This is a genomic window from Alteromonas sp. S005 (assembly GCF_036864475.1).
GTDB lineage: Bacteria > Pseudomonadota > Gammaproteobacteria > Enterobacterales > Alteromonadaceae > Alteromonas.
The window spans coordinates 21,672-34,057 of sequence record NZ_JAZETN010000025.1; the positions used below are offsets into that span (position 1 = coordinate 21,672).

Genomic DNA, 12,386 nt, shown 5'->3' on the forward strand with positions numbered 1-12,386 from the left:
CCAAGGAAAACGCTTTTACTGTAATTAATTTACAATATTTATGAAATCTCAACGTTTTAAATAATGATTATATGTCTTATAAATGCGCCTAAGCCCTTATTTACTTTACACTCGAAGAGGTGATACTTTTTTGAAAGTGCTTTTGAAAAATTACATATAGGGTAACAGCCATGACCGCAGCAGCCTCAATTCAAACGGAACTGAAAGTAACGCCACTTACCGATCTGCCAAATGCAGAACTTATCGAACGCGCCGTATTACGCGGTGAAGGTGTATTAGACAAAAACGGCGCGCTAGTCGTTGAAACCGGCAAACGTACTGGCCGCTCTCCAAACGATCGATTTATCGTTAAAGAGCCTTCAACAGAAAACGACATCGATTGGGGCAAGGTGAACAAGCCTTTTGACGCTGACAAATTTGATGCGCTGTGGGACCGTGTTGAAGCTTACCTGTCTACCCAAGAACACTTTCTTTCACACCTTCAAGTGGGCTCTGACCCTGAACATGCTTTGTCGCTTGAAGTAAGAACGCAAACCGCGTGGCAGCACGTTTTTGCTCGTAACCTCTTCATCATCCCTGAGCAGTGGAATGTTAAAGGTGACCAGCCGTGGCAAATTTTAAACGTACCTGGTTTCACCTGCGAACCTGAGCGTGACGGCACCAACAGCGACGGCACAGTTATCATCAACTTCGCTAAAAAGCGTGTATTACTTGCTGGCATGCGCTACGCGGGCGAAATGAAAAAAGCCATGTTCTCAGTGCAAAACTTCCTGCTTCCAGCAAAAGACGTGCTTCCTATGCACTGTTCAGCGAATGTGGGTGAAGAAGGTGATGTTACTTTGTTCTTTGGCCTTTCAGGCACTGGCAAAACCACGCTTTCAGCGGATCCTAAGCGTTTCCTAATTGGCGACGACGAGCACGGCTGGGCACCAGGCAGCGTATTTAATATTGAAGGCGGTTGTTACGCTAAGTGTATCGACCTTTCTCAAAAGAATGAGCCTGTCATTTGGAATGCGATCAAGTTTGGCACTATTTTGGAAAACGTAGTGCTTGATGATACACGCACACCAGATTATACCGATACATCACTAACCCAAAACTCGCGAGCTGCTTACCCACTTTCACATATCGAAAAGCGCGTTGCAGAAAACCGTGGTGGAGAACCTCGCTCGGTCGTATTTTTAACCTGTGACGTAAGTGGCGTATTACCTCCCGTTTCTGTACTAAGCGAAGAAGCTGCGGCATACCACTTCCTAAGTGGCTATACAGCGAAAGTCGGCTCTACGGAAATTGGTTCTACTAGCGATATTGAATCAACCTTCTCAACCTGTTTTGGTGCGCCTTTCTTCCCGCGTCCGGCAGGTGTGTACGCAGAGCTTCTGATTAAGCGTGTTAAAGCGTTTGGCGCTAAGGTTTACTTGGTCAATACCGGTTGGACGGGCGGCCCTTACGGCACAGGTAGCCGTTTTGATATCCCTACTACGCGCGCCATCATCGATGCGATTGTATCGGGCAATTTGGCTGATGTTGAAACTCAGCACATTGACGCGCTAAATCTAGATGTCCCAGTTGCCATTGAAGGCGTAGACAGCAATTTACTTGTGCCGCAAAACACATGGGCTGACAAAGAGAAGTACAACGAATACGCCGCTAACTTAGTTAACGACTTTAAACAGAACTTTGAAAAATATGACGTTAGCGACGCTATCGTTAAAGCCGGACCGGGTAACTAACACTCGGTCCGCCCCTTCCCAACGTTCATCACACTCAACGTGATTGATGTTTTGCCCGCACCGTGTTGCGGGCTTTTTTGTATTGTTGTTAACAAATTTAACATTATGAATACGTATGTTTATTTAAGTTGAGCAAGGCACTGGCTATCATTCACCCTACACAAGTAGGCTTTAATTAAGCGCGCTTCGTTGATTAAGTGCGGTTCGCTATGAAGCATAAAAAAGGTTTTGAGCATGATAGACAGGAAACAGCGTATAGCACTTGCATGTGCTGGTTTGGCATTTTTCTCGGTAAATACGCTAGCCGAAGTTCAAATAGCAACACTCGAAAATGCAACGCTAAATATTGATACGGATACCAATGACTTCACGATAAGCGCGTTGCACGATAGTGGCTTTCAAGTAACCTATCTTACTGATGACAGCGGCACGCCTTACGCAAATCTACCGTCTATGGCGCTTCCCGAGCCCGCGTTGACTGATGTTACAAACAAAAAAGCTAATGATGTAGAGCTTTTTGAAACTGCGACAACCCTAATCTTAAAACGCAATAATATTGCAGCGCATGTTGATAAGGCGACGCACGCTATCAGTTATTCTGTTAACGGCAAATTTGTCGCGAAAGAGCAAGGCGGACTAAGTATTTCCAGTAACGGCGTCAGCCTGTCGTTCGCGCTAGATGAAAATGAAAAACTCTATGGTGGCGGCCAGCGCGTTTTGGGAATGGACCGTCGTGGTCATAGCATGCCGCTTTATAACAAAGCACACTATGGTTACACCACCTCTTCAAACCAGATGTATTTTGGCTTGTCGGCCGTGATGTCTTCAAAAAATTACAGCGTATTATTTGATAACACCGCTTCTGGTGAGCTAGATATTGGCAAAACGAACAGCGACGAGTTGCTATTCAAGGCACAAGGCGGCCGCGCCAGCTACATCATGGTATTGGGGGGAAACCTGGAAGATACGGTAACCTCTACTGTAGCAGTAACGGGAAAGCAGCCGCTTCCACCGCGTTGGTTGTTAGGTAACTTTGCGTCTCGCTTTGGTTATAAATCTCAAAACGAAGTGTTGGAAGTGGTAGATGCTTTTAACAAACAAGATATTCCTGTCGATGCCGTGGTGCTAGACCTTTACTGGTTTGGCAAGGATGTAAAAGGGCACATGGGTAATTTAAGCTGGGACAGCGCCACCTTCCCAGAACCTGAGAAAATGATTAGCGAGCTACGCGATCAAGACGTGAAAACCGTGCTTATAACCGAGCCTTTTATTCTAACCACATCAAAAAAGTGGAAAAGCGCCGTTGCCAATAATGCTCTTGCTCAAAATGACAGGGGAACGCCTTACACCTTCGACTTCTACTTTGGCAATACGGGCCTAGTTGATGTGTTCAGTGAAAGCGGCCAAGGTTGGTTTTGGCAATATTATGAAAAACTTGCTGCGCAAGGTGTAGCCGGCTGGTGGGGCGACTTGGGCGAGCCCGAAGTACACCCTGATGATATACAGCACAATTGGAGCGATGCAGGTCTAGAAAATAACACGGTAAGCGGTGCAGAAGTTCACAATGGTTATGGTCACCAGTGGGCGAAAACCGTGTATAACAATTTAACCTCGCTACAGCCTGACACGCGCCCGTTCATACTCATGCGCTCAGGTTTTTTGGGCAGCCAACGCTACGGTATGGTGCCTTGGACCGGAGACGTAAGCCGAAGCTGGGGCGGGCTTAAGCCACAGGTAGAATTAGCACTTCAAATGAGTGTTTTTGGTATGGCGTATACCCATTCTGATTTAGGAGGCTTTGCCGGAGGCGAAACCTTTGATCCCGATCTCTATACCCGCTGGCTTCAGTTCGGTACCTTTTCACCGGTATTTAGGCCTCATGCTCAGGATAATATTGCCCCAGAGCCTGTTTTCCATGCCGACCCCGTGAAGTCTATTGCGCGCAAGTTTATTCAGCTTCGTTACGACATGCTGCCGTACAATTATTCATTGGCGTTTGAAAATGCACTGAACGGGACACCGCTAATGCGCCCATTAGCCATGGAGTATAGTGAAAGCTCATGGTTTGAAAACGCTGACAGCTATTTATGGGGCGACGCGCTGTTGGTGTCACCGGTGACCCGCCCTGATCAAAGCCAATGGACGACAGCTCTTCCTGAAGGCATTTGGTTCGACTTTTTCTCCAACACCAAATACCAAGGCGGGCAAACGGTAGATTACCCATTAACCCAAGACAACTTCCCTGTATGGGTTAAAGCAGGTAGCTTTATGCCCATGTCAAAAGGGCTTGATCGTATTGAGCAATTTAATGCTCGCCAGCTAGAGATACATTACTGGCACGACCGCTCTGTAGCTTCGTCTTCTTACACCTACTACGAGGATGACGGTAAAAATCCTGCATCGGTCGAGAAAGGCTTGTACACCACTTTACAGCTACATTCATCAGTCAATGACAACGCTGGGTTAACTCTTTCTCTTAGCAGCGAAGGCAGCTATATCGGTATGCCGAAACAGCGCAACATCAACTATGTGGTGCATGGCTTTAGCCAAAAACCTTCACGTGTTTTAGTAGACGGCCATAGTGTACCAGTAGCATGGGATGAAAAAGGGAAAACGCTTTCGCTTGCATTTAACTGCGACTATCAGCAGTCTGTTAAAGTTGTGATCATGCGATAATGTAAGTTGGGCTCATAAGATGAGAAAGGCCGTTGAATTGTCTTACTAGGCAGTTTAGAAGGGCTCACTTTCTAAGTTAAGGGCACTACCTAGATTGTGCCCTTACAAGTACATCCGCTGTAATCCAACTTATATGAACTGTGGAGCCTAAATGAGCCGACTTCCCGCTACCATTGTTATCTTTGCCGGTTTTTTCTTAATTGGTAAGTTATTTCTCCTATGGGGAATACTGCTGCCAGATATTGCCGCTGATCTGCAGATGTCTGAGGTGGTCAGTGGTGCTTTGTTCTCGCTGTTTTCGGTGGGCATGATGTTAGGTGCTGTAATTGGTGGCAAGTATGCCAGCCGATTTGAATACATGCCCCTGCTGGCCACCCTGTTCAGCGTCAATACGGGCCTTTTGCTCGTGGTTTCTATTTTATCATCTTGGCAATGGTTTCTAGTGTTAGCTGTATTAATCGGTGTGGTTAGCTCAACGATTTTTACTATAGGGCATACTCTGATTGCGCGAATGTACGTTGAAAAGCGCTTTACTATGATGGGCTTAATGGACTTTATGTTCAGTCTAGGTACGTTTGCCGCGTCGTTTTTTGTAACACTGTTATATCTTATTGAACATAACTGGCGCTTGCCCATTCAAGTGGTAGCTGGCGTGATGATTATTCTATCCTGCTATACCTATATTGCTGCGCGGTCGCAGGCAAAAGTCAGTAAAGATCAACCAAAACAGCCGAAGAAAACCTTGGCATTTGGCGTAATCATCAAGCAGCCAGTTTTTATATTTTTAACTTTGCTCTCGTTTGGCTATGGAGCGGTAGAGTTTGGTAACGCTAACTGGTTTGTGAGCTATGCGCAAAACGGCTTAGGCTTTAGCGGCGAACAATCCCGTAATTTACTCGCGTGCTTTACCGCGGGAATGGTGATAAGTCGCCTGACCTTTCCATTTCTGCTTCGCTTTGTATCAGTCCACCGCATGATTGTACTCATGGCCACCGCTTCGCTTGCTGGCGTTTGTTCACTTAAAATGATGCCGACTCCCTATGGCATAGGCGCGGGTAATTTATTGCTAGGCTTAGGGCTAGGTGGGCTTTTTCCGCTTGCACTGTCTGCGGCAATGAATATCGACAGCGACAACGGCCCTGTGCTTTCTGGCATTGCTATTATCGGCAATGCCACTGGGGTACAGGTAGCTTCGTTTTCTACTGGGCTTTGGGCTAATTTTGCACCCCTTACCACGGCATTTTGGGTGATCCCATTGGGTGGATGTGTGCTGTGGCTAGCTTCTTACGGTTACAGTAGGAAGATTAAGTACCACAGGAGCTGAATAGGTTGAGAGGGCTAGCTAGTTGCAATGAGTTTAATCTCAATGGCAAGTGGCAGCGCGTTAACAGCGAAAACCTATAGCGTTAATTCTTTTGAGGCAGCTCTGAAAGGTAGGGTAAGTAAAACTCTGCCACTAGCCCTTGCTGCGGGTGGTTTCTAAGCGACACTTCGCCATCGTGAGCCTCTACTATTCTACGAATAATGGCAAGCCCTAGACCAGAGCCTGACGAGTTACGCGCTTTGTCACCTTGTGCGAAGGGCATGAAAACACTGCTGAGCTCTTCTTCGGGAATACCTCGCCCGAAATCACGCACTTTGCAGTACACGCGTTTTTCGTGACGATTATAAAAACTGCTAATGGCGATTTCGTCAGAGCCGTATTTAAAAGCATTTTCAATGAGGTTGTCGATGACTCGTTTCATTGCAATACGGCGAAGTGATAATGGAGGGATGGCGTTAAGCTTTAATTCAATATGGTGTTTATCATCTAAATGCCGTGCTTGCACCAACTCAGCGATAATAGCGTTTAAATCAGTTTCTTGTGTGACTTCTTCTGTGTCATAACGTGCATAGTCAATGAACTGGTCAATAATGGCATTCATATCCTCTATATCATTTACAATGCCGTCTTTTATCCAATCCTGATCTTCTGGCAGCATTTCCGAAGCAAGGCGGATGCGAGTGAGCGGAGTGCGCAAGTCGTGGGAAATACCTGCGGTCATAATATTACGGTCGTTCTCAAGCTGCTTTATACCCTGATTCATACGGTTAAAAGCACGCGTTACCTGGATCATTTCCGTACTGCCTTGCTCGCGAAGCGGCGCGGGGTGCTCACCTTTACCCACAGCAATTGCTGCTTTTTGTAAGGCTGATAAGGGCCGCGTCATGCGCCTTACAAACAACCAGCCACCGGCTACGCTCAATATCCCAATTACCATTAAATACATAGTCAGTGGGGAGATATTCGCCTCGTTTAACCCCGAAATGGGAATAGAAATCCAGGTGTCTGGATAGCGAATAAGAGATATCCATACAATGTAGGGCGCATTCTCGTCGCTAGCTTGCGTGGTTGTGCTTATGCGCACATCGGCCAGCTGCCTTAGCTGTTCACTTACCTGCGTCGATATGTAGCTGTAATAAACAGCGCTTTCTAAGCCGTTCTTTCTCGCCACGCTTTCATCGAAAACTTGCACCTGCGTTTGCTGAAAGTAGCGTTCCCGTGTTTCTTGATTAGTCACCAGTAAATCATTGGCCAGCACAGACTTAACCTGTGTGGCTAATAAGCTATTAATTTGCTGGTAGCTGGGCTGAATAAAGTAGTAGGTGACCGAGATGTAGGACACTATTTGGTTGATAAGCAACAACACGCCAATGAGCATGACGGTTTGACCAAATGCACTTTTGGGAACTAAACGCATAGCGCACCGTCTGCTGTGTAGCTCATAGGTGGCTAAACTTGCTCGCCGTCTGGGACAAAAACATAGCCCAAACCCCATACGGTCTGAATGTAGCGCGGGTTGGCTGGGTCATCTTCAAGCATTCTACGTAGTCGAGAAACTTGAACATCAATACTGCGCTCAAGGGCGCTGTAGTCACGGCCTCGTGCTAGGTTCATCAATTTGTCTCGTGACAAAGGCTCACGGGGGTGAGTAACCAAAGACTTTAATACTGCAAACTCGCCGCTTGTCAGAGTCAACGGCGTATCGCCTGCTGTCATCTCACGGGTGGCGAGATTAAGTTTGTAATTGCCAAACTCCACAATTTGCACGTCTTTAGAAGGCGCGCCCGGCGCTTCGCTGCTGCGTCTGCGCAATACTGCTTTAGCGCGTGCTAAAAGCTCGCGCGGGTTAAATGGCTTTGGTAAATAATCATCTGCACCCATTTCAAGGCCAATAATGCGGTCAACTTCATCGCCTTTTGCAGTAAGCATTATAATGGGCATGTCGTTTTCTTGCTGACGCAGACGGCGACAAATAGACAAGCCATCCTCGCCTGGTAGCATTAGATCTAAAACCATTAGGTGAAAATTCTCGCGCTCAAGCAGTCTATCCATTTGCTCTGCGTTAGCAGCACTGCGCACTTGGTAGCCTTGTTCTAACAAATAGCGCTCTAATAGGCTGCGCAGGCGCATGTCATCATCAACAACGAGAATTTTAGAGGTTTCCTGACCCATACTCATACCTTTCGTTTTACTTTTGTTTCACTATAACCACAAGATGTGAAATACAAAAGCGAGAAAAGCGTAAAAGGTAAGGGATGATTGTTACAAATAATGTCTAAGGCGGATAGGTCGAGAGAAGGGGCGGGTTGCTCACCCCTCGCACATTGTCTCTTATCCGTTTTCCTTATTTACCAACCATAATTCAGTAAGAGCGTGATCACTCGTGAAATGTTGGGTATTTAGCTTATGGAATACTAATTAAAAGTGACGACATTAAGCGCTTTAGTATTCGCCGTACCGTTAAGTGTTTCCAGATATAACTGTGTTATGGCGTCAGTGCCCTGGTGCGGCTGTTCGAAGAACTGGTCGCTGACTTTTGATGCGAAGCGCTGCCATGCACCTGCGTATTTCGCCAAAAAGGCCTCATGCCCCCATTCCCCTTGGCGCAGTTTTACGCGAGCTGGTGCGAAGAAAATCTCTGCATTAAGACGTTTGGGGTTTGGCTTTTCTTCGGCTTTCCAATCTGTAGCACCAATTAAGGTTACTTCGCTAAAGCTATCGCCAAGCAGCTCGCTGAGGTTATTAATTAGCGTGCCGTTAGCTGCAAAATCAAGTAGCCAGTAGCGCAAGTCGCTATTGTCACTCGTAAGCGAAGATAGGTCATCATAGCTATACACTGCATCGTAGCAGCCAGATGCTTTGACCATATCCACATTAGACTGAGAGGTTAACCCAACCACCTTATAGCTGGCTTTGCGAGATGCTTTTTGATCTTTAAGTAGTTGCGCCGTTCCCAATGCAGTTTTACTTGAAGCGCTAGATAGCAGCAAAGTCTCGCCCTGCGCTTTCTCTGCAACATAGTCATCAAGCACAAACGAGGTCATATAAAGGGGCCTGAAATTTAGCTGCCATGCTTCACGGTCTTTGTCGTAGCCAGGGTCCGCCGCACAGCGCAGGTATTGGTCGTAAACTGGGCTGATGCTTTTGCGCATTTCATGTACGTCTGAAAACCCGTGTGGGGCGACTTTTCCGGCCTTTATTACCCAGTGGCTCGCCATGGGTAGGTAACCAAATACCTTCTCGCCCTCTTTAATATCAGGATGACAAGACGCTTTGACAGTGGCAAAGCCCCATACGGGTACTATGCCAAAGCCGTTTGGGTTAATACCATCGTCATTACTTTGTGGTGGAAAAAAGCCCCAGTAGCCCATTTTAAAACCCAATGCCGCGTAGGTGATGTTATTGGCAGAAAAGCCGAAGCTGTCGGTTTCCAGCAATACTTCGTCTTGCTGTAAATCGCCTACGTTTATATCGCATTGAACAACTTTAGTGTTGGTAAGGTCTTGCTGATCTATCCAAATTTGCTGGCTTTGAACTGTAGTCATAATAGGTGCCCGACGGTCATAGAACTGGGTTAAGAGGCCCAGTTAAAAAGCTTAGTTAAAAAAAGCTCAGTCAAAAAAAGCTAAGCAGTTATAAACCTAGATTGACGCAGGGGAATAGCCATTACGACTTAATGTTTTAAATATATGCCTATAGAAGCAGTGTATACAGCCCGCTGCTACTCGTCGGTACTAAGCCAATCCATTTGATGGCCGGCTCGTCGTTTTTTATTCAAAATATCTTCAAGCAGCGGAGTTAGGATAAGTTCCATGGCCAGCGCTATTTTACCGCCCGGCACAACTAACGTATTGATACGTGACATAAACGACCCGTCGATCATTTGAAGCAAGTAAGGATAATCGACATTCTTCATTTCACGTCTAAAGCGCACTACAACAAAGCTTTCATCTTGGGTGGGAATTTCCCTGGCGCTGAAAGGGTTCGAAGTGTCAACCGTGGGGACGCGCTGAAAGTTAACGTGGGTGCGAGAAAACTGCGGCGTGATGTAGTGGAAGTAATCGTCTAGTCCGCGAACAATGCTGCTCATTACCGCTTCACGCGAATGGCCGCGGTCAGTGGTGTCACGCACAATCTTTTGAATCCACTCTAAATTTACAATCGGCACCATGCCAACCAGCAAGTCTACGTGCTTCGCTACGTCATTTTCTTCAGTTTTAACGCCGCCATGTAAACCTTCATAAAACAGCAAGTCGGTGTTTTGCGGTAAATCTTGCCACGGAGTAAAGGTGCCCGGCATCTGATTAAAAGGAACAGCTTCATCAAAGGTGTGAAGGTATTGCCTAAACTGCCCCGTGCCCGAACTACCATACTCTCTAAAAAGCGTTTCCAGTAATTCAAAGTCGTTGGCCTTAGGACCAAAGTAGCTGATATGTCTGCCTTGTTCTTGGGCTTTACGAATTTCAACTTCCATTTCTGGGCGAGTGAAACGGTGAAAGCTGTCACCGCCCACTACTGCAGCATTAACATTTAGGTTCCTGAAAATATGGCGAATAGCATTGGTCGTGGTAGTAGTACCCGCGCCGGAAGAACCTGTTATAGCAATAATAGGGTGTTTGACAGACATAGGAATTCTTTTTGGAAATGACGGGTACTAGTTATAAGCTGATGTGCGACAAGAATCAAGGGGGCGACCCTGCACGGGCAGTCTAGTTTAGTACACGTATTTTGGCGGAGGCCTGCGCGTAATCAACGGTCGAGCTTATGATGATGCTGTAACAAACGCATTATTAATTTTGCTTCTTCTTCATCTAAATCAAGTAACACTCTTACGTGTTCTAAATGGCGGATTTCGTGATCACTTAGCTTTCCATCATCTAATGCAGTTCTCACTGTATCTTTAAACCGGTCCCGTTTTAACTGCATTTGAGTGGTGTAGCTTGATGATAAAATGCCCGCTGGTAAGGCGTAAAAGCATATGCCCATGATAGTTATAAGCCCACCAAATACCTTGCCTAATGCTGTAACGGGAACGGCATCGCCATAGCCAACGGTAGTAAGCGTAACCAGCGCCCACCACAAAGACGCTGGAATACTGCTGAAGACATCGGGTTGCGCGGTATGTTCGATATAGTAAATGCACGTGGCGGCGATAACAGTGAACAGTAGAAGTACGCTAATGGCAGCGATGAGGCTATGCGACTCGTTGCGCAAAACGGTAACAAGGGTTTGCATTGAACGAGAATAGCGTCCAATCTTCAAAATTCGTAGTACTCTGAATACCCTTAATATACGTAAATCAAATGCTACGAAAACACTTAAGTAAAAAGGTAGGATCGCCATCAAATCCACCAGTGCCATAGGGCTTGTTATATAAGCCCAACGCTTTTTCCATGCCGTCGTTTTTTCTTGGGGAGTACCGTCAGCTCGGGAAGTACCGTTAGCTTGGGAAGTACGGTTAGGCGCCGATGCACTGCTGTAAACGCGAAGTATGTATTCAACAGTGAAAATAAGTACCGAAACGACCTCAATGGTATGCAATTCATGCTGCCAAAGGGCGGGAATACCCGGCACAGTTTCTAGCATCATGGCCGCTACATTTACGATAATCAGCGCAATAAGCAATATATCAAACAACTTGCTACATTTTTTGTATTCGTGGGCTTCGCTAGCAGGAGCAAGAATGTGATAGCACGCGTTTCGAAATGACATAGTTAAATTTATGATTTAAGAATTAACCTTGTTATATCAATAACGGAGATAAATTGGTAATGCTTCTGACAAAGGGAGACGTTACTGGTCAGCATTTCAAACGCATTAGGGCTTAAAACATGTTAGTTTAAACGTCAGGAAGGCAAACTGAGACCGTATTCAATTGGAAAGTACTAAACCCCTAGTATCAGCATTCACCTCTACACTACTTGTCACTATGCTTGTCCCGGCAGCACAGGCGAAGCCAGACACTGTTATGTTTACCGCGAATGCACCCGTTATAGATGGCGTAGCAAATGATGCTGCATGGGAAGAAGGTGATTGGCACGAAATGACCTCGCTGATGTGGGGCACCAATCCCGAGCCCAGTGACTTTTCTGGTAGATATAAACTACGCTGGGATGAAAAGGCGTTGTACCTTTTAGCTGAAATAGAAGACGACCACCTCTCAGATACCTATGCCAACCCCCTTGAGCGTTACTGGGATGATGACTGTTTAGAAATTTTCATTGATGCGGATGCCTCTGGTGGCGATCATCTTAATAACTACAATGCGTTTGCCTATCACCTGGCGCTAGACCATCAGGTTGTTGATATCGGCCCCAATAAGGCGGGAGAGGCGGTACCGCAGCTATACAACAACCATGTTGAGAATAAGTGGCAGCGTGATACACAAGCGCCTTACAAGATTCATTGGGAAGCAGCGGTACGTGTATTTGATGATAGCTATCAACACGGAAAAGATAATTCGCCTGTTACCTTAAAAGAAGGTATGACACTGGGCTTTATGCTTGCCTATTGCGATGCGGATGGTGGCGACAGAGAGCACTTTTTAGGCTCTCATGAGATCACCCCAGTAAACGGCGATAAAAACTTGGGGTACAAAGATGCATCGGTGTTTGGAAAGGTGCTTTTGGTTAAGTGATGTTGGCTGATTAACG

9 protein-coding genes are annotated in these 12,386 nt (G+C 46.3%); 4 read left to right on the top strand and 5 right to left on the bottom strand.

Annotation, left to right across the window (positions count from 1 at the left end):
• Positions 1-170 precede the first annotated feature (170 nt).
• From V7R55_RS18710 to V7R55_RS18720, 3 genes are all read left to right on the top strand, one after another.
• Positions 171-1,733 (top strand): phosphoenolpyruvate carboxykinase, encoded by a 1,563-nt coding sequence (locus V7R55_RS18710; RefSeq protein WP_334060830.1) that lies wholly within the window; start codon positions 171-173, stop codon positions 1,731-1,733.
• Positions 1,734-1,967: 234 nt separating this feature from the next.
• Positions 1,968-4,409: a TIM-barrel domain-containing protein gene (locus V7R55_RS18715; protein WP_334060831.1), complete on the top strand. Its 2,442-nt coding sequence runs from the start codon at positions 1,968-1,970 to the stop codon at positions 4,407-4,409.
• A gap of 151 nt (positions 4,410-4,560) precedes the next feature.
• Complete coding sequence (locus V7R55_RS18720) at positions 4,561-5,733, top strand: MFS transporter (RefSeq protein WP_334060833.1); 1,173 nt, start codon at positions 4,561-4,563, stop codon at positions 5,731-5,733.
• 82 nt (positions 5,734-5,815) lie between these two features.
• Here the strand turns inward: V7R55_RS18720 and envZ are convergent, their stop codons facing one another.
• From envZ to V7R55_RS18745, 5 genes are all read right to left on the bottom strand, one after another.
• Positions 5,816-7,150, bottom strand: coding sequence for a two-component system sensor histidine kinase EnvZ (gene envZ, locus V7R55_RS18725; RefSeq protein WP_334060835.1), 1,335 nt, complete (start codon positions 7,148-7,150; stop codon positions 5,816-5,818).
• A 32-nt stretch (positions 7,151-7,182) separates the two neighbouring features.
• The gene (gene ompR, locus V7R55_RS18730; RefSeq protein ID WP_118491268.1) at positions 7,183-7,905 is read right to left on the bottom strand and encodes an osmolarity response regulator transcription factor OmpR; all 723 of its coding nucleotides are present in this window, start codon (positions 7,903-7,905) and stop codon (positions 7,183-7,185) included.
• A gap of 242 nt (positions 7,906-8,147) precedes the next feature.
• On the bottom strand, positions 8,148-9,278 hold the full coding sequence (locus V7R55_RS18735) for a DUF2855 family protein (RefSeq protein ID WP_334060838.1): 1,131 nt from the start codon (positions 9,276-9,278) through the stop codon (positions 8,148-8,150).
• Positions 9,279-9,454: 176 nt separating this feature from the next.
• Complete coding sequence (locus tag V7R55_RS18740) at positions 9,455-10,360, bottom strand: phosphoribulokinase (RefSeq protein ID WP_334060839.1); 906 nt, start codon at positions 10,358-10,360, stop codon at positions 9,455-9,457.
• Positions 10,361-10,482: 122 nt separating this feature from the next.
• Complete coding sequence (locus V7R55_RS18745) at positions 10,483-11,445, bottom strand: ion transporter (protein ID WP_334060841.1); 963 nt, start codon at positions 11,443-11,445, stop codon at positions 10,483-10,485.
• Positions 11,446-11,608: 163 nt separating this feature from the next.
• Between V7R55_RS18745 and V7R55_RS18750 the strand changes: the two genes are divergently transcribed.
• The gene (locus V7R55_RS18750) at positions 11,609-12,370 is read left to right on the top strand and encodes a sugar-binding protein (protein ID WP_334060843.1); all 762 of its coding nucleotides are present in this window, start codon (positions 11,609-11,611) and stop codon (positions 12,368-12,370) included.
• Positions 12,371-12,386 lie beyond the last annotated feature (16 nt).